General features: G+C 58.6%; 19 protein-coding genes and 1 pseudogene. 12 read left to right on the forward strand and 8 right to left on the reverse strand.

Annotated features, from left to right (window positions below; genetic code table 11):
* Positions 1–93: helix-turn-helix domain-containing protein (locus ACEXP3_RS23310; protein ID WP_377299607.1), on the reverse strand; the 93-nt coding region annotated here is incomplete at its 3' end.
* Positions 94–1,183: 1,090 nt separating this feature from the next.
* On the opposite strand from ACEXP3_RS23310, the gene ACEXP3_RS23315 reads away from it, so the two are divergent.
* The 10 genes from ACEXP3_RS23315 (at position 1,184) to ACEXP3_RS23360 (ending at position 9,978) form a co-directional block, all read left to right on the forward strand.
* Positions 1,184–1,387: a hypothetical protein gene (locus tag ACEXP3_RS23315; RefSeq protein ID WP_210106714.1), complete on the forward strand. Its 204-nt coding sequence runs from the start codon at positions 1,184–1,186 to the stop codon at positions 1,385–1,387.
* Positions 1,388–1,715: 328 nt separating this feature from the next.
* Positions 1,716–2,543, forward strand: coding sequence for a MetQ/NlpA family lipoprotein (locus ACEXP3_RS23320; protein WP_210106715.1), 828 nt, complete (start codon positions 1,716–1,718; stop codon positions 2,541–2,543).
* Between the two features lie 73 nt (positions 2,544–2,616).
* Positions 2,617–3,684, forward strand: coding sequence for a methionine ABC transporter ATP-binding protein (locus tag ACEXP3_RS23325; RefSeq protein ID WP_377299582.1), 1,068 nt, complete (start codon positions 2,617–2,619; stop codon positions 3,682–3,684).
* Positions 3,677–4,342, forward strand: coding sequence for a methionine ABC transporter permease (locus ACEXP3_RS23330; protein WP_377299583.1), 666 nt, complete (start codon positions 3,677–3,679; stop codon positions 4,340–4,342). The genes ACEXP3_RS23325 and ACEXP3_RS23330 overlap by 8 nt, the downstream gene beginning before the upstream one ends.
* Positions 4,343–4,520: 178 nt before the next feature.
* Positions 4,521–4,757, forward strand: a complete 237-nt coding sequence (locus ACEXP3_RS23335) for a hypothetical protein (protein ID WP_210106717.1) — start codon at positions 4,521–4,523, stop codon at positions 4,755–4,757.
* A 209-nt stretch (positions 4,758–4,966) separates the two neighbouring features.
* Positions 4,967–5,986, forward strand: a complete 1,020-nt coding sequence (locus tag ACEXP3_RS23340; RefSeq protein ID WP_377299584.1) for an ABC transporter substrate-binding protein — start codon at positions 4,967–4,969, stop codon at positions 5,984–5,986.
* Complete coding sequence (locus tag ACEXP3_RS23345; RefSeq protein ID WP_377299585.1) at positions 5,986–6,861, forward strand: ABC transporter permease; 876 nt, start codon at positions 5,986–5,988, stop codon at positions 6,859–6,861. Before ACEXP3_RS23340 ends, ACEXP3_RS23345 begins: the two co-directional genes overlap by 1 nt.
* A 1-nt stretch (position 6,862) precedes the next feature.
* Positions 6,863–7,588, forward strand: coding sequence for an ABC transporter ATP-binding protein (locus tag ACEXP3_RS23350; protein ID WP_377299586.1), 726 nt, complete (start codon positions 6,863–6,865; stop codon positions 7,586–7,588).
* 286 nt (positions 7,589–7,874) lie between these two features.
* Positions 7,875–8,849, forward strand: a complete 975-nt coding sequence (locus ACEXP3_RS23355) for an amidohydrolase family protein (protein ID WP_377299587.1) — start codon at positions 7,875–7,877, stop codon at positions 8,847–8,849.
* Positions 8,850–9,177: 328 nt separating this feature from the next.
* Positions 9,178–9,978, forward strand: coding sequence for a GGDEF domain-containing protein (locus ACEXP3_RS23360; RefSeq protein ID WP_377299588.1), 801 nt, complete (start codon positions 9,178–9,180; stop codon positions 9,976–9,978).
* Positions 9,979–10,437: 459 nt separating this feature from the next.
* Here ACEXP3_RS23360 and ACEXP3_RS23365 read toward each other — a convergent pair whose 3' ends face one another.
* The 6 genes from ACEXP3_RS23365 to ACEXP3_RS23390 are packed head-to-tail and all read right to left on the reverse strand — an operon-like array spanning position 10,438 to position 15,506.
* A complete protein-coding gene (locus ACEXP3_RS23365) occupies positions 10,438–11,232 on the reverse strand; it encodes a c-type cytochrome (RefSeq protein ID WP_377299589.1) in 795 nt (264 codons plus the stop codon).
* A complete protein-coding gene (locus ACEXP3_RS23370; RefSeq protein ID WP_377299590.1) occupies positions 11,229–12,854 on the reverse strand; it encodes a b(o/a)3-type cytochrome-c oxidase subunit 1 in 1,626 nt (541 codons plus the stop codon). The genes ACEXP3_RS23365 and ACEXP3_RS23370 overlap by 4 nt, the downstream gene beginning before the upstream one ends.
* A complete protein-coding gene (locus tag ACEXP3_RS23375) occupies positions 12,844–13,401 on the reverse strand; it encodes a cupredoxin domain-containing protein (RefSeq protein ID WP_348635487.1) in 558 nt (185 codons plus the stop codon). Before ACEXP3_RS23375 ends, ACEXP3_RS23370 begins: the two co-directional genes overlap by 11 nt.
* Positions 13,398–13,580: a hypothetical protein gene (locus ACEXP3_RS23380; protein ID WP_377299591.1), complete on the reverse strand. Its 183-nt coding sequence runs from the start codon at positions 13,578–13,580 to the stop codon at positions 13,398–13,400. The genes ACEXP3_RS23375 and ACEXP3_RS23380 overlap by 4 nt, the downstream gene beginning before the upstream one ends.
* 7 nt (positions 13,581–13,587) lie before the next feature.
* Complete coding sequence (locus ACEXP3_RS23385) at positions 13,588–14,799, reverse strand: cytochrome c (RefSeq protein ID WP_377299608.1); 1,212 nt, start codon at positions 14,797–14,799, stop codon at positions 13,588–13,590.
* A 44-nt stretch (positions 14,800–14,843) separates the two neighbouring features.
* On the reverse strand, positions 14,844–15,506 hold the full coding sequence (locus ACEXP3_RS23390) for a c-type cytochrome (RefSeq protein WP_377299609.1): 663 nt from the start codon (positions 15,504–15,506) through the stop codon (positions 14,844–14,846).
* Between the two features lie 1,144 nt (positions 15,507–16,650).
* On the opposite strand from ACEXP3_RS23390, the gene ACEXP3_RS23395 reads away from it, so the two are divergent.
* Both ACEXP3_RS23395 and ACEXP3_RS23400 read left to right on the forward strand, forming a co-directional pair.
* Positions 16,651–19,608: an FAD-binding and (Fe-S)-binding domain-containing protein gene (locus ACEXP3_RS23395; protein WP_377299592.1), complete on the forward strand. Its 2,958-nt coding sequence runs from the start codon at positions 16,651–16,653 to the stop codon at positions 19,606–19,608.
* Positions 19,609–19,828: 220 nt separating this feature from the next.
* Entirely contained in the window at positions 19,829–20,722 is an 894-nt protein-coding gene (locus ACEXP3_RS23400; RefSeq protein WP_377299593.1) for an alpha/beta hydrolase fold domain-containing protein, read from the forward strand.
* A 123-nt stretch (positions 20,723–20,845) separates the two neighbouring features.
* Here ACEXP3_RS23400 and ACEXP3_RS23405 read toward each other — a convergent pair.
* Positions 20,846–21,713, reverse strand: a pseudogene (locus tag ACEXP3_RS23405) (IS3 family transposase); the annotation flags it as partial.
* Positions 21,714–21,765: the final 52 nt, after the last annotated feature.

The following is a 21,765-nucleotide window of genomic DNA, read 5'->3' on the forward strand; positions in this document are numbered from 1 at the left end:
GCGCGCGATCTCAGCCTGACTGATCTTCTTCTCATGCATCCGTGCGATGATACGACGTTCATCCAAACTCAACTGCACAAAAGAGCGGGCCATTCCATCCTCCTGAAACCATGGCCATTATTGTCCTCGTTGCATTTGAAAATGGAATCTGCCACCCTACAACACAAATATACATAATATGAATTATGGAACCATCACACCCTAATCCGTCGTCAGCGATCGCCAAATCCGGCGATTGATGGTAATGATTTCTGGGTCAAGTGAGGCTCTGGAGGGTGAATATCCGTGGCGATCCTCGGCAACGTGATCGTGACCTCGTTCGCTATGAACGTCTCCAAGGGCGGCTTTTGTTCAATGCCCTTGGCGAGATCTATAGGTTGACGCACGAGCGTGATGGCGGTTGCTGACGCGGCAGCAGACTGTTTCCTTTGCCATTGATGGAGCGGTGAGCTGCCTTGCCTGCGGAACCTAGTTCCGCGAACCTTATCCGTACCGCACACTCCTCGCCATCATTGCCGTCACGCCTGGGATGCACTCAGTTGCGGAATGTCTCAGGCTAACGGTTTGCCCCGAGACAGAAAACGAGTTGGGTCGCATGTCCGCCCCCTCCAAGCTTCGCGCGCAAATTCGCGTTGCTCATTTCCGCGGAACAAACGCATCCACGCAAAAGCAGCCAAATTTCAAAGCCGGCTGGATATTGCGGTCATATGCGCAAACCCGGAAAAACCTGCCCTCTGCAACCACCAATTTAGCACATCAATTTAATGGATTAAATTGACGCCCGGGGGGCCTTTGTTAAACTATGGTGACGGAAAAGTCAGGGACAGACATGACGCCATTTTCTCTGCCGCATCTGGGAATTTTCGATTTTCTGGCTTTCAGGACGCTGACACACCGCGTCGCTGATAACAACGGCCGCAAAGATGTAGCACATATTGTCCAGAACAATTCAAACAACGGTGAAGAACGTCCTCAGATTTACATTCGGAGTTTCTTTCCGCTCTTTTGAACCCCATTAGTTTCGGCGAGCGATGATTGAAAGGATATCCGATGTCGCGAAATGGCCAGCATTCCGCCATTCGATCATTTCCGCGAACGTACATAGCACACATGCACTGTTGCTGCCTCATCAATGCAAGAGGTTGAAAATGATCGAAAAAAATCCAAAGACAGAGGTTTCGTCATGGAAAAGAGTATTGTGGAGTTTGGAGGCTTGCCCGTCGGGATAGCCATCAACGAAGGCAGTGTATTTCGCTTTATCGCCGTGAAATTTCATGTCATCGACCTGGATAATCAGAGGTTTTCAAGTCTCGGCGATCTGCGCAGAGCCATATTGCGTCACGTCGGTGACAACAGTCAGCTGGCGGCTTTACGCCCGGCTGGCTAGAATATCTCACCTCTTTATATTCGAAAAACTTCTTGGTCAGGCCGTTTAGCCTGACCTTTTGCTTTTGCGGGTGTCCATCATCACTCATTCATGACGATGAACGCAGGGTGGCGATCCACCTATGTCCTTTATCATCTCACTGCATAAAATTACATCGAAATGCTGGATTGTTTTGCCTGAACTTGCCCAAAATGTCGGCACTATTTTTCCATTTAGCAGTTGAAAAGAAACATGCCTTCTTCGAAACCGGACCGTGATCCTGCGATGCTCTGAACGTGACGGAAGTCGCAATGAACGCTTCCGCAAGCTAACTCGCTAGGGATACATAATGAGCAAGAAAATCGGAAACACCTTCTCCTGGACCCGTCGTGCAAGCCTCGCCGCCATGATTGCAGGTGCGATTGCAGGCCTCAGCGTTCCAGCTGCCCATGCCGCCGACAAGACCATCAAGGTCGGTATCATCAGCGGTGAAGACGAAGACGTCTGGCGGGCCGTAACGGCCGAGGCCGCGAAGAAGGGCCTCACCATCAAGACCGTTGTCTTCAACGACTACACCCAGCCCAACGAGGCCCTGGAACGCGGCGATATCGACGCCAATGCCTTCCAGCACAAGCCTTACCTCGACAACCAGATAAAGCAGCATGGTTATCACATTGTTTCTGTCGGCTACACCGGCGTCTGGCCGATCGGCCTGTACTCGAAGAAGCACAAAGGCCTAGCCGACCTTCCGAAGGGCGCTCAGGTTGGCGTACCGAACGACCCGTCCAACGAAGGCCGCGCACTGCGCGTGCTGCAGAACGAAGGCCTGATCAAGCTGAAGGACGGCACGGGCATCCTGGCGACGATTGCCGACATCACCGAGAACCCCAAGGGCCTCAAGATCAAGGAACTGGACGCCGGCGTCGTTGGCCGCGCCATCGATGATCTGGATGCCGCCGTCGTCAACACGGACTGGGCACTGAAGGCAGGTCTCAGCCCGGCACAGCGTATCGCGCAGGAGCCGATCAAGGACAACCCCTACCGCAACTTCATTGCCGTCAAGCAGGGTAGTGAAAACGAGGAATGGGTGAAGACGCTCGTATCGTCCTACCAGAATGACGCCGTGAAGGCCGTCTTCGAGAAGGTCTACAAGGGCACCGGCCTGATCGCCTACTGAGGCCTGACAGAGATTGATTCTTTTGCGGCGGCGGGCAATACCCGCCGCCTTTCGCTATTTGGAGAAAATGGTCATGAACAGCCATCCTGCCGTGGACATCACTCAGTCCCAAGCGCTTGGCGTCGATGAGGTGGTGCGGCTGGCCGATGTGCGGCGCCGCTTCAACCAGACCGTCGCGCTGGATGGAATTTCGCTCACCGTCTGCAAGGGAGAGATCCTTGGCATCATCGGACGGAGCGGCGCGGGCAAATCCACACTCATCCGTTGCCTGAACGGACTGGAACGCCCCGATAGCGGCGAAATCATTATTGAAGGAACACGGATTGACCAACTGGCCGAGCGACAACTGCAGCCGCTTCGCCGTCGCATCGGCATGATCTTCCAGCACTTCAACCTGCTTTCGAGCAAGACGGTGGAGGCAAATGTTGCGCTTCCCCTGAAGATCGAAGGCTCGCCCAAGGCGGAGCGTCTTGCGCGTGCGCGTGAACTTCTGGATCTGGTGGGCTTGTCCGACAAGGCTAAAGCCTATCCGGCGCAATTGTCTGGCGGGCAGAAGCAACGCGTCGGCATTGCCCGTGCGCTTGCGGCGCGCCCTGCGCTGCTGCTTTCCGACGAGGCAACCTCGGCGCTTGATCCGGAGACGACCCGGTCCATCCTTGCTCTCTTGAAGGAGATCAACCGCAAGCTTGGCCTCACCATCGTTCTGATCACCCATGAAATGGACGTGGTGCGAACGATTGCCGACCGTGTGGCGGTGATCAATGCCGGGCAAATCGTCGAGGAAGGCGATGTGCGGTCTGTCTTCGCAGCCCCCCGGCAGGAGATCACCAAAAGCCTCCTGTCCGGCAACAGGCCCCATCTGCCGGAACACCTGCAGTCGCGGCTCGGCTCTTCTGGCAACAGCATTGTGGCGAGCATCGATCTGCTCGGCCCCTACGGACAGCAGCAGTTCTTTGCAGACCTGTCCGAAACATTGGCCCATGGCGGCTCGCTTGTGCAGGGCGCCCTTGACCATATCCAAGGCGAACCGGTTGCGCGCTTCTTCATCACGATTCCGGCAGAGCAGCAGGCGGTCGTTGAACGTCTGCGCGCAAAACTTGACGCTGCCGGCGCTCACCTGGAGGTTCTGGGCCATGTCTGACATCATGATCGAGCTGTTGATCAGCGCCATCTGGGAAACTCTGCTGATGACAGTGGCTTCCGGTCTCATATCACTTTTGGCCGGCCTTCCTCTCGGTCTGGCGCTAGTTGCCACCGCGAAGGGCGGCCTTGCGGAAAATCTGTGGGTCAACAGATTGCTCGGGGCTGTCATCAACGCCTTCCGCTCCGTCCCCTTCATCATCCTGCTGGTCGCGCTTATTCCGGTGACGCGCTTCATCGTCGGCACTGCACTTGGCACCTGGGCCGCGATCGTGCCGCTCGCAATTGCCGCAACACCCTATTATGCCCGCATTGCCGAGGTGTCGCTCCGGGAAGTGGACAAAGGGCTGATCGAGGCTGTTCGCGCCATGGGCGGCAATCGCTGGACAATCATCAGCGAGGTCCTCATCCCGGAGGCTCTGCCGGGCATCGTCGCCGGCTTCACCGTCACGCTCGTAACTCTGATCGGGGCGTCTGCCATGGCCGGTGCGATTGGCGCAGGCGGGCTGGGTGATCTTGCGATCCGCTACGGCTATCAGCGTTTTGAAACCGGTGTCATGATCGCAGTTGTGATCGTGCTGATCATCCTGGTCTGCGGCATCCAGTGGATCGGTGATCGCCTCGTTGCACAGCTGGAACGCCGACAGGCGCACGGTTAAGCGTTACAAGCCTGTGGAGCCTTGGTGCTCCGCAGGCTTCTCGCACCTTCTGCGACACTGGTCGCCGCGCAGACCGTCGATGCGTGCCTCGGCCCCCGGCCTTGTCGAAGACATGAAGCGTCAGCGAAGTCAGAGTAAAGCGGCAAAAAAAGATTGAAGGTCTTGGCCCAAAACTCTGTTGGCCGCTTATATCAAAATGGCCAAGCAGCGCTTCATCAGATCGGCAGGGCAAACCGATGCCGGTCGCCCAGGTGAACGCCTCTTCGACATAGTGGGTGACGATCGCGATGGCGGCATCCTGCGCCATTCCGCCCGACAACTGCCGGGGATTGATTGGCTTGGCGAATCCGAAGAAACCGACGTGTGCGAGGTCGTGACGAAGCTTCCCATACTTCTGCCTGAGCGTGAATTATGACGAAACGCAAAGGTGGATCAAATTCGAACGTTAATCCAACCGTCGCCCGCCAGTGCGCGGAATGAATGAATGGGAATCCATGCTCGCATCTCTGGGCGGAAAACTCTTCAGAAGTCTACTTAGTCTATAGATTATAATTCCTTATTTAACCGCAGCGATGGGCGTACGGTTTGTCCTCGACGATCCGACTATTCAGGGGCTTATCCGCAATGGCATCGAACGCTTTTTCCAAAACCATTTTCAAACTCGCGAGTGGACTTTTTTTGACGCTAGGCCTTGCGGGCGCTTCTTGGGCGCAGGGCGCTCCCGATCTCTCCGGCGTCACCGTAACGGTTGGGACGCCGAACAAAACCGGGCTCCATCGCCAACTCTTGGCATCCGGGGAAGCGAACGGCACACCCTATAAAATCGAATGGGCCGACTTCGACTCCACTCCGCCTCTGGTCGAAGCGCTGCGCGCCGGCCACGTCGATATTGCCGCCGGCGGCGATACTGGTGTTCTCACCGCAATCGCCAATGGTGCCAAGATCACGATCCTTGCGGGTTTGGTGGAGCGCAAGGAGGGCGGAAGTGCAATTCTGGTGCGGGCTGACTCGCCGCTGAAGACTGTCGCGGACTTGAAGGGCAAGAAAGTCGCTTTGCCGCATTTCACCAAGCAGCACTACCAGTTTGCCAAAGCTCTCGATGACGCTGGCCTTGCCTGGGACAAAAATCTCATTCTGAACCTCAACACAACCGACGGCCTCTCTGCCTTGGTCAATGGTCAGGTCGATGCGTTTGTGGTCTGGGACCCCAATACCGCCATCGCTCAGAAGCAGCACGGCGCTGTGATCCTTCAGAACTTGGCGAAAGTGGTCGATACGCCGAGCGTCCTCTACGCTCCAACATCAGGTTATACGGACCCTCTCAAGCGTGCAGCACTCGAAGACCTGACGCGGCGCATCATCCGGGCACAGGCCTGGGTCAACAATCATCCCAAGGAGTGGTCTGAACAGGTGGCGAAACTCTCGCAGATTTCCCTGGATGCAGCCGAGCTGCAAGCGAGTCGCTCCTCGGTAGCATTCATCCCTGCGACGACGGGTGAAGCGGTTGCTGGCTGGCAGAAAGAGGTCTCGTTTTTCTACAAGGGCGGCCAGTTCCGCAAGGAATTTGACGTGAAGGATATCGTCGCCAAGGACTTCGATGTCATCGTCGACAGCGAAAACAAAAAGCTGGCGAAGACAAACTAATGGCATCGACCGCGACACAATTGCCGGTGCGCACGACGTCCCTGTCCGCGCGACCGGAGCTAGTGGAAGCCTACAGCCTCCAGCGTATCGTGCCGGGGCGTGGCAAATCCTTGGTCATCCCGTGGGGAGCCCGAAAGGGCCTGGGACCCGTCTTCCTTGCCCTCTTATGGTGGTACACCACAACCACAGGCGCGATATCGGAAGACTTTCTTCCCGGGCCAGCCGCTCTATGGAGCGCTTTGCAGGAGCTCTATACGTCAGGCGATCTTGGTGAGGCATTGCGGCTATCGCTTAAGCGTGCATCGATCGGGTTTGGATTTGGATTTGTGACGGGCGTGGGTCTTGCATTGATATCCGGCCTGCTTCGCATCGGTGAAGATCTGGTCGATGCTCCGATGCAAATGATGAGGACCTTGCCATGGGCGGGCCTGGTTCCGCTTCTCATCATCTGGCTTGGCATCGACGAGACGCCGAAGATCACCCTCGTAGCCTTCGCGGTCTGCTTTCCACTTTACGTCAACACCTTTGCGGGGATCCGGAATGTCGATCGCAACCTTATCGAGGCTGCAAAGACACTCCAATTCAGCCGCACGGCCATGATTTTTGAGGTTGTATTGCCGGGTGCTCTCCCTGGTCTACTCGTCGGCCTACGCTACGCCCTCGGCTCTGCCTGGCTTGCGCTGGTGTTCGCCGAAACCGTCAATGCTCAGGGCGGCGTCGGCTATTTAATTACGCACGCCCGCGAGGTCTATCGCGTCGATATCATCATTCTGTGCCTCTTGATCTACGCGCTTCTGGGGCTGAGCGCCGATCTGATTGTGAGACTTCTGGAAAGAGTCCTGCTGGCTTGGCGTCAGGGCTTTGAAGGGGAATAGGATGGCGGACGCCCGAACAGCTGTGGCAGTGAAGGTCAAAGGTCTTACTCGTCGCTTCGGGGACCGGACGGTCATCGCCAACCTTGACTTGGAAATACGCCGCGGCGAGTTCGTTGCACTTCTCGGCGCGAGCGGATGCGGCAAAAGCACGCTTCTTCGCATCCTCGCAGATCTCGATCACGACCTGGAGGGAGACGTTCTCGTTTCTCCTCATCGTGGTGTGGCGTTTCAGTCCCCTCGCCTATTTCCCTGGAAGAGGGTCTGGCGGAACGTCGTTGCCGGAACGGAAAACCGGCGCGACAGGGCAAGGGCGCAGTCAGTGCTCGACGAAGTCGGCCTATCGCATCGAGCCAACGCCTGGCCCAAGGATCTCTCGGGTGGCGAGGCGCAGCGTGCATCACTCGCCAGAGCGCTTGCCCGAAACCCTGACCTCCTGCTTCTCGACGAACCCTTCGGTGCACTGGATGCCCTCACCCGTCTGAAGGCGCAGGCATTGGTCGCCGATCTCTGGCAACGCCATCGCCAGGCTGTGCTTCTTGTCACACATGACGTCGATGAGGCACTGCTGCTGGCAGATCGCATACTTGTCATGGATGCGGGGCAGATCGCGCATACAATGGACGTCAGGCGACCGCGGCCAAGGACTGCGGGCGATCCCGCCTTCGACCAGCAAAGACTTCAACTCTTGAAATGGCTCGGTATTGGCGCCAGCGACACAGCCCAATGACAACGGCAATGACATCCGGAGACGTCACCAGACGGCGCGTATCTCGATCGCCGCGGGCGAAATGCAGGAGACTGACCTCGCATATTCCGATGATCGCCTGGGACCGCATCGTCGGTCAGTTCGGTGTCGATCGTCGATTGCAAGCTCGCATCGGGCAGATACGAAGTTGGCCAAGCTGAGGTGCCCAGGGGTTCCAAACTCAACTTGGTGCCAACACCTGCGACATTCCAATCGATCTTTTCAGAACCGCGTCATCACTTGGCGCCAGGACAAAGGCTGCAGCAGAATGACGCGACCGACCCCACCGCTCGAAATCATCGACTTCCACACGCACCTGTGGCCTCCGGCCTGGGGTACGGGGGGGCGCTATGCCAGATCGCGCCACGGCTTCGCGCCGGAAATTCACCGCAAGATCACGACGCCCGCCTCGCTCGTCGAGGAGTTTTGTGCAGCCGGCGTCTCGCGGGCGGTTGTGACTGCCACGATCGAAAGCCTTTTTGGCGCGGAAGGGCCGGTAGACCTGGCTGCACTGCGCGAGGCAAATGATTGGCTTGGGACGCTCTCCGATGATCATCCGTCACTGATTGGATTTGCGGTCACCGATGCGTTTTCCGGCGAAGCTGGCGCGGCCGAGGCAGAGCGGGCGATCAGCCAAGTCGGGCTTGCGGGATTGGTGATCGATTCATCGCGCAGCGGCAGGTTTCTTGCGGACCCCGCAGTGCGGCCAACGCTTGAGGTCGCCGCCCGGCACCATGTTCCAGTCTTTGTCCATCCCGTCGCGCACCCGGATTCCCAGTTCCTGATAGAAGGCGCTGGTATGCTCGGCAATTCACTCGGCCGCGGGCTGATGAACGGCGTCGCATTTCTGTCTGTCATCCAGTCTTCGCTGCTGGATGACCTTCCGGGTCTTCACCTCGTCTTTGCAACGCTTGGTCTTGGCGCGATCGTCCAGGCATCGCGCGGCGGCGTATATGCCCGCCAGGAACGTGCCGCCGGACGGCGCCCCAATATCTATTTCGACACGATGGGACATGATCCGGCGATCATCGCGACGCTGACCGGCTTCTTTGGTGCTGATCGGGTGGTTGCAGGGACGGATTGGCCGATTCTATCTGCGCTTTCCCACGATAGTCTTGGTGCAAGTCTCGCACTGGCCGGCCTCAACGACGAAGAGGCACGGCTGGTCGCCGGCGGCAACGCCAATCGCCTTTTGAAGCTTAGACAAGACAACGACCTGTCCACTTCCCCTGACCAGGCATGAAAGCGAGCCAGCTTATCCCTACATACAGCATTCAGCCGGGACCAATATACATGTCAGTGGCGGTCGGCGCGCACGAGTAGACGGTGTCAAGTGGTGATTTCCCTGCGGGCTGACCAGCCTGTGCTGGATCCTGTATGGATGGCCCGGCTCAAGGAAGTCGTTCTTTGAGGTTTTGGTGCATGGAATAGCTGTATCAATGCAAGCCGCTGTTGAGGCAACGGTAACTTGGATCGCATGTGCACTCACCGCAGCGCATGCCTTGGAACATATTATTGATCCGTCATAAAGGTTTCCGTGTCAGCATCGCATCGGAGAGATGCGGAAAACCATGGACCTGTCACCAATAAGCAAGGCGCGCGTGAATGTTGGCACTGCCATCGGAACGAGCATTTGCATCGTCGTCGCTATTGCGGTGGATTCTCTCAGCTTCAGCGGAATGAGTCCCGATCAGATCAGGACGTCCTTGCGAAACGACATCCTGATCCCGCTGCTGCTTGGGGGCTTCTTTTTCCATCTGCTCCTCAGCAAAATGCGTGCCCTTGCGATCGCACAACAAGAACTTCAACGGATTGCCTCGACAGACAGCCTGACATCTGTCCTTAACCGCGGCGCATTCACCATGCTGGTCGAGGCCTACCTCGATGAAGCTCGCCGGGGCAGAGCATCCCCTGAAGGGGCTCTGCTTCTGGTCGACGTCGATCACTTCAAGACGATCAATGACACCTTTGGCCATCCCGCCGGGGATGAGGCCCTGAGACGGATCGCAACGTCAATTCGCGATGCCGTTGGGCAGACCGATTTGGTCGGCCGGGTTGGTGGTGAAGAGTTCGGCGTCTTTCTTTTGGGCGCCGCCCAGCAGGCACGTGCCACTGCCGAGAAAATTCGTCTGGGGGTTAATGGGCGGCATCCTGGCGCCGTTCCCGAACAGCTTTCCGTCAGCGTCGGTGGTGTGACATTCAACGGGCTCTTCGCTTTCGGCAACTTATTAGCAGCGGCCGACCGGTATCTCTATGATGCGAAGGCAGCCGGCCGGAACTGCGTAGTCGTGGGATCGGCGACGCCTTTGCCGGCGGACCGACGCGCCGCTACCGGCCAAAGTGTGCATCCACCTGCGTCGCAAAGCCGCTAATTTAGACTGCGGCGCTTTTGCTCGAAAATGACATCAGGATCATAAGAACCTCAGACGGCGCATCTTCTGGCTGCAGATGACCGCCAGATGTTGCTCTGCCGGTAACGGCGTTTGCCCCACGCCACACGTCGATCGGACCTGCGTCACCGGGCCGTCTGCGCGCGCGCGGCCAGCAGCACAACATGGCTCAAGAGTTGGGATCGCCGTTGATGACGCCAATGCCCGCACCGGAGCGGGATGATCAAGAGCCCGCTATCAGTCGACGCGGCCGCCGCTGTCGTGACCGACGACACAGAACGCCTCATGTCCAAGCACTGCTGTCAGCGCCGCCGCCACTCGTGCTGCCCGGCGTTCCGCGAAACATTCAGCGCCATCGAGGCGGGTAACCCGCGAGAACCTTTAAGAGGTCGTGCAAGAAGCTTTGTGCGTTTCTCGCAAGCGATAATGGTCGCCTGCCAACTACAGGCCGTCGGGGTTCAGCGAGGCATAATACTCTGCCGCTTGGGCAATTTCATCCTTCGACATTTGTCGTGCGATGTTGCGCATCTGCTGGCTCGTGTCATTCGTCCGGATACCGACGGCGAAGGCGTTGAGTTGGGCGGTTATATATGCTGAAGGCTGGCCACCAAGCCAGGGGCTGCCCACCTTGTTCTCGACACTTCCGTGGCAGGAGCCGCAAGGCGCGATGCCGCGCAGTGGCGCACCGTACGCGACAATGGCGGGAACACCCGCTGTTGATGCATGGTTTGTCGGCACGCTCGGCAGATAAGCATAGTAAGCCGCGACATCCCGGATGTCCTGATCGCTCAGATTTGCCGCAAACGGGCTCATCACCGCGCTCGACCGTGCTCCGCTCCTGAAATCCTCAAGCTGCTTGTAGATTGCCACCGCATACTGCCCGGCAAGGTTCGGCGAATCCGCCCGACTGACCCCCGTGGGGCCGTGGCAGATCGCACATTGCAGCGCAATCGTTGCGCCGCGTCCGACTGAGTCGGCTTCGGCCTTGGGCATCGTACTCAGCACCACCCGGCTGACCTTGTGATCAGGCTCGACCGGATCTGTACTCGATGCACGCCGGGGCAAACCAGCAGCGCTGCAAATGGAATCCCAAAGGTTCGTGAACGGATCGGTTCCTTGCACAGAGGGAAGAACCACCAACCCAAGGATGCTTGAGGTCATGAACAGCACCGCAGCGATCGCGATGCTGGCTGAAGCCCAGGCACGGTTTGATGCCGGCGTCTTTTCTATGCTCATCGTCTCTCTCCAACGAAGACGGCGGGCACTGACGTGTCGTCGCGAACCGCGAGCTGCATGATCGGGAGGCCGTAATTGGTGATCGTCAGAGCAACCATCAGCGCGACCCAAAGTCCGTGTGCGTTGAGAGCGGCAGGCACCCGAGTAACAGCGTGTGCGGCTTGGGCGTAGGTGTACTGCCCGGGCTCGATCCGCCCCTCGAAATGCGACCGAACGAGGATGAACAGAAACAAAAGACCGGAGGCCAGCAGAATGAAGCCCCCGATTGCCGACATCACCACAGGCGCTGCCTCATCTGAAAGCGCCGGGTTGCTGTAATCGTAATAGGCCATGCGGCGGGGCATCCCCAATATGCCGACGTAGTGCCACGGAAACGTCGTCACAATCATTCCGATGAACCAGAGCCAGAGCTGTAGCCTCACGAGGGACATGCTGGCGATGGCGCGTCCGGTCAGGTGGGGCCAAAGGTCGTATGCGATCACGAAATACATGATCACGATGGCGCCGCCGAAGATGAGATGGAAATGCCCGGTGATCCACTGCGTGTTGTGGATCGAACTGTCGAGCTGATAGCTCATGTTGATCAGGCCGCCTGCGCCACCGAAACCAAGCATCAAGAAGGAGAAGGCAATCGCCAGCATGGCAGGATTTCGCCAAGGCAGGGTGGCGAGCCAGCCAAATGGTCCCTTGCCGCCCCGCAGACGTCCGGCAATCTCCACAGACGCGCAGATCGTGAACACCGTCAACAGGGTCGGTAACGCGACAACGGCCGTAAAGGCAGAGTGGATGAACTTGAAGCCAGCGCCAACCTGCGGATCTGCGAACGTGTGGTGAATGCCGATCGGCATCGCCACCACAAGGAAGAGACTGAAGGAAATGCGTGCCATCGAGTCGCTGTAAAGCCGTCCGCCGATGGCGCGGGGCACAATCGTGTAATAGGCGATATAGGTCGGCATGAGCCAAAAATAGACAATCGCATGCAGCGTCCACGAGAAGAACACCCGGGCAAGCCCGGCATCGATCGTGGTCCGTAGCCCGAGAGCGACGGGAATGATCTGCAGCAGAAGTTCAAGTGCCGCGCCGACCGCTGTCCAGCCCCAAAGATAGGAGCCGGCGACATTGGCATACATGGCCAGCGGAACGACCGCACCGGGATTGCGCTTCTTCCAGACGATCAGATTGACGGACATCAGCGCGACCCAGATCCATGATCCGACAACGACCATCACCACGCCGATATAGTAGAAGGGGTTGCCGATCATCGGGGGATAGAAGGTGTAGAGCACCGAAGCTTTACCCAGTGAGACGGGTACCATGGCCGTGACGGCACCGAGGACCACCAGCCCCAATCCTGCCCATGCCCATCGTCTGCCGATCAGGTCTGTTTTCAGGGATGTTTCCGTAATTGCATAACCAAATCCCATGGCGACAAGCGTGGGAAAGACATAACCCATGATCGTTCCGTGCGCGGTCACGGAACGATAATACCATTCGGGATTGCCAAGCCAGCTTGCGAGAGGGCTGCGGATGAACATCTGCCAGGCACCCAGGATCAGCGCCAGACCGAACACTGAAAAGGCAACCCAGAAGTGGGCGATGATCAGTCGGCGGCTATTCAGCACAGGAGAGTCTCCTCTTGTTGGAGGCCATTGCAAGGAACTGCGGCTTGTCGATCACCTGCACCTTTGCCCACATGCCCTCGTGTCCGACGCTACAAAACTCCTGGCACGGCATGAGATGCTCTCCGGTCTCCTCGAACTTTGCGGTTTGCACGGAGACGTAGCCGGGCACCAGCATGGTGTTGACGTTGGTCTGCTGGATCAGAAGGCCGTGAACCACGTCCGCGCTGGTTGCACGAAGCGTGATCGGCGTGTCCTTCGGGACGACGATGCACGCAGGGGTAAACGAGTACTGCTGGGCCACAGCGCGTACTGTCACCGAGCCGTCTGGTTCGAGAGCGCTGCCGAGATTGCTTTCAATGAACTCACCCGTCATGTGCAGCGTGGTGGGATTGATGATCTCGACAGTCGTTTGCGGCATCACCGCCTGGTGGATGCCGGCATAGGCCGCCATCCCGGTCAAAAACGCGATGATCAGGATGCTCACCGCAGCCCATCTCCGCTCGATTTTCAAAGCGACATCGCCGCTTGCGCTCTTCTCGACGCTCACGGATTGGCTCCTCGCGGCAGGAAGACGAGCAGGTAAAAGAGGAACCAGATGCCAATGACGATCGCGGTTGCAATGCCGGCCACGGTGAGTGCACCGATGGGACCACTGCGGACGATCGCGTCGATCTCCTCCTCGCGCGACATCGGGGCTGTCCCTGTTACGATTTCTGGTTCGATCATATGAGCCTCACTGGAGCGGGACTGAGCGAAGTTCGTTCGCTTGAGCTGCGCTGATTGTCGTTCCCCGGTTGCCCCAGGACGTGCGGATGTAGCTGACGACGGCGGCGACCTCGTCGTCGGACAGGGAGACGCTGAAGGGTGGCATGCCGTAGGGCATTGGATTCCCTCGGGTTCCGGGGGGATAGCCGCCATTCAGAACCATACGAATGGGATTGACCGCAGATTCCATCTGGATGGACTGATTGCCGGCAAGCGGCGGATAGTCTGGCGCCCGGCCCTCGCCGTTCACGCCATGGCAACTTGCACATTGACGGTCGTAGACAGTCTTGCCGAGGTTCAGCAGCAGACTGCTTTCGGCGTGGGAGAGATGTGAAACGGGAGGAGCCGGGGAATCCGTCGAGATGCCCTTCAGATAGACCGCCATAGCCTTGGTATCGTCATCGCTCAGATACTGGAGGCTGTTATAAACCACGTCGGCCATCGGCCCGTACACCGCGCCTCGCTTGGAAACACCCTTCTGGAGAAGGTCGGTGATGTCTTCGATGCTCCAGTCGCCCAGTCCCGCTTCCTTGTTGGAGGTCAGCGAAGGTGCGTACCAGTCTTGCATCGGGATGAGACCGCCCTTGAAGGCATCGGCCTGGGAATTGCCCCCGAGAGCATTGATCGGGGTGTGGCACATTCCGCAGTGCCCCAACCCTTCGACGAGATAGGCTCCGCGGTTCCACTCGTCAGACTTCGTCTTGTCCGGGGTGAATGCGCCCTCGCGGAAAAAAAGCGTGCGCCAACCCAGAACGAGCGAGCGGTTGTTGTAAGGAAATTTCAGCTCGTGAGGTTTGTTCCTCTTCGAGACGGGATCGATGCTTTGAAGATAGGCATAGATGGCGTCGCTGTCTTCGCGCGACACCTTGGTGTAGGACGCAAAGGGCATTGCCGGATAGAGCAGCCCCCCATCAGGAAAGCGCCCCTCGTGCATGGTGCGGTAAAAATCGTCCGCCGACCATTTGCCAATGCCGTTTTCCGGATCCGGCGTGATGTTCGATGTATAGAGGGTACCAAAGGGGGTTGCCATCGGAAGGCCGCCCGCGAACGGTTCACCCTCGGGAGCCGTGTGGCACGCGATGCAATCTCCTGCCCGCGCGAGGTATTCGCCCTTTTTGATGATCGCCGGGTCAGCTTGTGCCTTCTTGTCCTGTGCTGAGAGCGGCAAGGCTGCCGCCATGGCAAATCCCGCAGCCAGAATGGTCGCATACACTGCTGGGTATTTCATCGTGCGGCCTCCGATGGCTGGCTGCCGCACGCGAATGGAAGCGCAAAGCTCCCTGCGGGAGAGGGGGCGGGGTTTGCTGGCAGTGGGCGTCCGGCAAGAAAGTCAGAGACAGCCCTGACGTCGTCTTCCGTCAGGTGTCCTGCAACGATCTGCATGCAATCCGGCGCGATGGCGGTGCGGGTCCCGTAACGCCATCCCCCAAGCTGTGCGCTCAGATAGGCCGCCTTGAGCCCGAGCAATCCGGGAATGCCCGGCTCCTGCCCGGTGAGAGACAAGCCATGACAACTGACACAGGCAGGAACACCACGGTCGGTGTCGCCACCTGTAACGATTTGCTCGCCTCGCTGCAGGAGCGCTTCGCTCACGGCGGGGGCAGCGGAATTGTCAGGAAGGGGAGGCTGCTGCGCTGCGAAATGGTCGGCGATCTGGCGCAGGTACGAATCCGGGAGGTAGTGTAGAAGATAGTTCATCGGTGGGTAGTGTCGACGACCGCTCCTGAAAGCGAGCAGTTGATTGTAGAGATAGCCTGAAGGCTTGCCTGCGAGCCTTGGGAAATAAGGGTCTTTCGTACCTTCACCATTGGCTCCGTGGCATGGCGCACATGCCTGCACACGGGCGCTCATATCCATGACGTCCTCAGCGTGCACCACCCCCGCCATGCAGCCGACACCGATCAGAAGACCGATGATGTGAGCCCGCTTTGACATCATCGCGAGCCAGCCCCAAACCTTAATCCCATAGCCCCCGTGCCCACTGGCCCAAACTTCGTCGGAACGACCGCATTGCCTCGGACTCTGCGATCCTTGGATGAGCCGCCGTGAGATCATCATGAGGAGGCTGACCTGTGCTTTGTGACGTTCGACGGTCGGAAAATACGAGATCAAGATGCATGTCCTTCCGTTCGCCACAGTGGCAATCCGTCGTCCAAAGCGAGCCTGCCCACGATTGACCCTGGCCTCGGCAAACAGCCATGTTCACCATGTCGACGCACCAGCACGCGGCGTCATCACCTTCGGGTCAGACGTCTCGTCTCACATAGCGGACGACGTCAACGTCGGGCTGAGGTCAACCACCGCGCCAGACATGCTGCAGGTGACCTGAACTTTTTTAACGGCACGCGACCGCCGTCGGAAGTGATGTAACTCTTAACTCACGGTGAGTTGGGAAGGGCTGAAGCGGTCAGCGTGCTGACTCACGGCGAGCTAACTTTCGTTGCCGCACAAAAATATTACTAATGATCGAAATCAACCTGTCGATGCCGCCAGCAAAACTATGAAAAATGCCCGGCCCCGATCTGAAATAAATCGATCACGAGGAGCAGCCGGTATATCCATTTGCAAAGTAATCTTTCCCGGTCTCAGGAAATATTTTTCAATGTTGATCCCCCTGCCTCACTGTCTGGACAGCAAGGGCGGCCAATATTGCAAGATGATCAGTCCTGTCTGGCGTCGGCGGCAACGGTTCTGCAGACACACATCAGATCCGTGACATCCAACAGGTTTGGATAAGAGCAAGTAAGTCTGGCGCTGAGAATGCCCGTCGCGCGTATCGCACTCGCATCCGTTCGGTCCTGGCTCACCCTCGCCACCTGCTCTGGATTGCTGTGAGAGGTTGCGAAGGCGCACAGTCCAGCCGGCGCACGGGGCACCCGGCGTACCCGGCGCGACTGCGGCGAGGTTCAAGGCTTCGAGTTCCCCGGCACGGCCTGTTACCTCGGGGAGATGATCATTGTGGGTTCCCCTGCCCTGATTGGCGGTACGGCCTTAGTACCGCTTCACCTCAAACTGTTTGAAGGAGACCCACGTGGTCAGAAAGCTGTTCGCTGCCAACCCGGCCCGCATCGGGCGATTTGAATGCGCGCCCGTCGCGGACGCGGCTCCTGGCAGGCTTGTCAACGGAACGCCGCAGGACCTTAAATCGGATCTCGTTTCGCTTCTTGGAGCCGATCGCGTGAAACATCGCGCGATCGATCTGGTGCGCTACGCCTCCGACGCAAGCCCGTACCGGCTGATGCCTCAGGTGGTGGTGATGCCGAGATCGGCAGAAGACATCGTGAAGCTCTTCCGGTATTGCCGCGAAAAGGGTCGGCATGCGACGTTCCGCGCCGCCGGAACCAGTCTCAACGGCCAGTCGCAATCGGACGATATCCTGATCGACGTCCGCCGGCACTGGTACGGCGCGACGATCGAGAAAGGCGGCGCAAGCGTCCGTGCCCGTCCGGGTACGATCCTCGGACATGTCAACTCCATGTTGGCAAAACATGGCAGGCGACTGGGTCCAGATCCCGCGAGCGCACACGCCGCCACGATCGGCGGTGTGATCGCAAACAATGCGGGCGGCATGCGCTGCACAGTCACGCGAGACGCCTATAGTACCGTTTCAGCCCTGAAATTCATCATGCCGTCCGGCACCATCATCGACACCCAGGCGCCTGGAGCGGAGGCGGCATTCGCCGAGGCCGAGCCGGAGCTGGCTCAAGGCCTCCTCGATCTCAGAGGTGAACTGCTCGCGGACGCTGATCTGGCGGCGCGGATCCGCCGGAAATTCGAGATTAGAAACACCCATGGCTATCGCCTCTGCGCGCTGCTTGATGGGGAAACGCCGCTCGAGATATTCCGCCGACTGCTGGTTGGATCGGAAGGGACGCTCGCCTTCGTGGCGGAGGCCACTCTTGAAACCGTTCCCGTCGCAAAGGTCACAAGCGTCGCATGGGTGCCCGTGCCATCGATCGACGAGGCGGTATCGCTTGTTCCCGGGCTGGTCGAGCTTGGCGCCTCTGCCGTCGAACTCATGGTCGCTCCGGCCCTCACGGCGGCCGGCAACGCATTTCCCGAAACGCCGTCTTACTGGAAGACGCTTGATCCGAAGGCGGCGGCGCTGCTTGTCGAGTTCGGCGCAGAGAACGAGGCCTCTCTCACGGCAAAGCAGGCCGAGGTGCTGGAACTCGTCGGCAAAGCCAATCTGGTTCGACCGGTCGAATTCACCAGTGTCGAGGAAGCCATCGAGCTCGCCTGGCATGTGCGCGAAGGTCTGCTTGGCCTGATCGGCAAGAACCGCGAGGAAAGTTCGACACTCATCACCGAGGATGTCTGTTTTCCGCCAGCCAGGCTCGCTCAAGGTGCACATGACGTTCAGGCACTTTTGGCCAAGCACGGTTTTCCCGGAGGGGTCGCCGGCCATGCCGGACACGGCAATCTGCACTTTACCCTCGTCGCGAACTTCACGAATCCGGACCAAGTGACACGATACGGCGCTTTCATCGCTGAGCTTGTGGATCTGGTTGTTCGAAAACACGACGGCTCTTTGAAGGCAGAGCACGGCACGGGCCTCAACATGGCTCCGTTCCTCGCCGCCGAATGGGGTGAGAAAGCGACAGCCATGATGTGGCGGATCAAGCAACTCGCCGATCCTCTTGGCGTGCTCGCACCAAATGTGATCCTGACGCACAATCCTAACCTCCATATGGAAAACCTGAAGTCGGTCCCTCAGATCGAGGGCGTCGCAGGTTCTTCGCATTGTATCGAATGCGGCTTCTGCGAACCGGTCTGCCCAAGCCGCAATGTCACGATGACACCGCGCCAGCGCATCGCGCTGCGGCGCGAAATGGCGCGTCAACGGCCGGACTCGGCCATGCTGGCGCAGCTACAGTCCGAATACCAATATGATGGGGTTGAAACATGTGCTGGCGACGGCACGTGCTCTATCGCATGTCCGATCGGCATCAATACGGGCGACGTGATCAAGGAATTGCGGGCGAAGGAAAACAGCCCGACCTCCAACAGGGTGGCACTGCGTATCGCCAAAAACTGGAAAACGTTTGAAGGCTTGTCACGGGTCGCGCTCGCGGGCACCCATGTCATGACCAGTGCCGTCGGGACCAAACCGCTGACGGCTCTGACTGGTCTCGCCCGAACAGTCGTCAGTCCCGATCTCATTCCCTCTGTCCCCGGACCGATGCCACGACCCGCAAGGCCTCTGCCTCGGACGAGGAGAGAGGGTGCTGCTGCGGTTTATTTCTCGGCCTGCATCAATCGCATCTTCGGACGCGATCCGGCCGGACCGGCAGCGCCATCCCTGCCGGAAGCTTTGGTGAAGCTGTCCGCTCGCGCCGGAAAAAAGCTATGGATCCCGCCCGACTGCGGTGGCCTCTGCTGCTCATCACCGTGGAAATCAAAGGCTTTCGGTGATGCTTATGCGTTTATGGCCCGCGCGACGGCCGAGGCTCTCTGGGACTGGAGCGACGGTGGCACTCTGCCGATCGTTGTGGATGCGGCGTCTTGTTCACTCAGCCTGATCGAAGACATACCACCAAACCTTACGGAGGAAGCGAAAGCGAGATACGCCAAGCTCACCATCATTGATTCGATCGCGTGGTGCCACGACCTGCTCCCCGAGCTTTCGATCACGCGAAAAATCAACCGCGTGGCCGTTCATCCCAATTGTTCTGCGGTCCATCTGGGGCTCGACAGAAAACTGAAAGATATCGCGGATCACCTCGCCGTCGATGTTGAGATCCCCATCGGAACGACGTGCTGCGGCACGGCCGGGGATCGCGGACTATTGCATCCTGAACTGGTGAGATCGGCATCGCGCGAGATCAAGGCGGTTCTCGATGCCGAGCCCGCGGACGTTTATGTGTCAGCCAACCGCACCTGCGAGATGGGCCTGCGGCATGCCACCGGATATCCCTACGAGTCGTTTGTCTTCCTTCTGGAGGAACTGAGCCGACCGGTGGAAACCGAACTCATCCAACAAACGTGATGCTCTGACGCAGCAAATGCAGCCGCTTGCGCACACAAGCGCGCCCTGTCCTTCTGGCAAATCCATGCGCTGAGACGGACGCCTCCGACTTCTCACAGGCATGCTTCCACGCGGGGGATAGGCCCACCAGAAGAAGGCGGCCCGCCAATATCCAGCATTGTATTCCAGCTTCATCTGAATTTATTGCGAGAATAAAATGGTCAGTTTTCGTGCGCATCTGATGGTGGCTTTTCTCAAGCTGTCCGGTCGGCGTCTGGTCTATGCCAGGCCCTTTACACCAGAGGGCCTTGTCAATGAGAGCCCCGCGCCGGCGAAACCGGGATCGGCCGTGCGTGGAAAATGCCATGTCGAGCAAGTCTTCCGTGAAGGCCGGAATATCTACACGATCTCGCCATTGGGTCAGGATATCTGCACAACGGTGCTTTATTTTCACGGCGGCGCCTATATCAGGCCGATCATGGCACAGCATTGGACGTTCCTGGCCGACATGGCCGTGCGCCTGAAGGCACGGATCATCATTCCTCTTTACCCCAAAGTTCCCGAGGTGAATTGTACGGCGACAGTCCATTTTGCGTTTGCCATCTATCGCGAAGTACGCGCTCAAGTCGGAGAAGGACCGCTCTTTCTGATGGGAGATTCCGCCGGGGGCGGGCTGACACTGTCGGTTGCGATGCAGGCTGCCAGACAGGCAATTCCACCGGCGACGGGCGTTATCCTCCTGTCACCCTGGCTCGATGTGTCGATGTCAGCCCCGGAGCAGGTGCAGATTGTCGCCACCGATCCAATGTTGATGCTGCCCGGTCTCATGTCCGCTGGTCAGCTCTATGCCGGAAAGCGCGCAACGAACGATCCTTTACCGAGCCCCCTATACGGCTCACTCGCCGGCCTGCCGCCCATCCAGATCATTTCGGGAAGCCGCGACGTGCTGGTGACGGATTCTCGACGCCTTGCAGAAAAGGCGAAGATCGAGAGACACCAGTTGATATACCATGAGGAGCCGGGCCTCATGCATGTCTATACGATCCTGCCGCTTCCGGAAGCCGACAGGGCGCGGGATCTCATCACCCATTTCGTCCGGACCCATTCGGACGGCATCGCCCGCGCTTCGAGCTGACCAATGATAATGTTGCCGGTTGTGGGTGTAATGTCTTTCCTGAAGGAATACGAACCGGCGACCAAATCGTTCGCCCGGGCGCAGAGGTCCTTGGAGTGCTCCCCGTTTCACCGGACAGGTCGGCTAGATTGATTTAGCCCTGATGAACTGCCGAGGGGAAGCCATCTTGAGCGCGGAATGGAGATGGATTTCGTTGTAGTCCTCGATCCATCCGTCGATGAGCCAGAGCGCCGTTTCGGCGTCCGGTAGTGCCGAGATGCGGATGTAAGCCCGCTTCAGGGTTTTGACGAAGGTGAGGAGGATTAGAAAACAGTCCAGTGGACTGTTTTCCCGACGCAAGGACATTCCGTTCGACTGCGGGCTGGCCACCGGCTTGAAGCAAGGCGTCAGATAGAGCGCCTGGGCAAACAGCCTCGTTTCACTCGCAGTGTAAGCAGAACCATTGTCCGAGAGATGCTCGATTGCGTGCGGGGCTCTTGTTGCTGCGAACCGCTTCTCGACCGCCTCCAGCATCATGTCGCGCACGTCTGAGCCGGAAATGCCTGCATTGGCGACCGCCGTCCAGGCGATGATCTCCCGGTCGAAGGCGTCGATGATGAAGACGAGACGAATGATCTCTCCATTCCGAGCCAAGTGAACTCCAGACCGTCCGAGCACCAGCGCAGGTTGGAGCGCATAACCATGACCTTGCCGTCATGGATGCGGCCCTTGCGGACGGCCGTATGCTTCTCCAGCAGCATGGCGTGGTTGCCCATGATGCGGTGGACCCGTTTGGCGTTGACGACAGGCTTATCGGCGGCTCGCCTTTCGCGATTGAGGAGCGCGGCGATCCGCCGATAGCCATAGGTTGGCCTTTGATCCACCAGCCTTCGAAAGGCGGCAGAAGCTCTGCATCCTCGACCTTGTGGTATGGCCCACGCGGCTTTGATTTGCCTTTCAGCCGCTCGATGAGGTTGGAACGGGAGACGCCAAGCGTGTCTGCGACGACCTGTTGGTTTCCACGCGGAACTGAGCCGGTTAGGCGCATAATTTCCATTGAGAAT

This window comes from Neorhizobium fuzhouense (assembly GCF_042611105.1).
GTDB classification, from domain to species: Bacteria; Pseudomonadota; Alphaproteobacteria; order Rhizobiales; family Rhizobiaceae; genus Neorhizobium; species Neorhizobium galegae_A.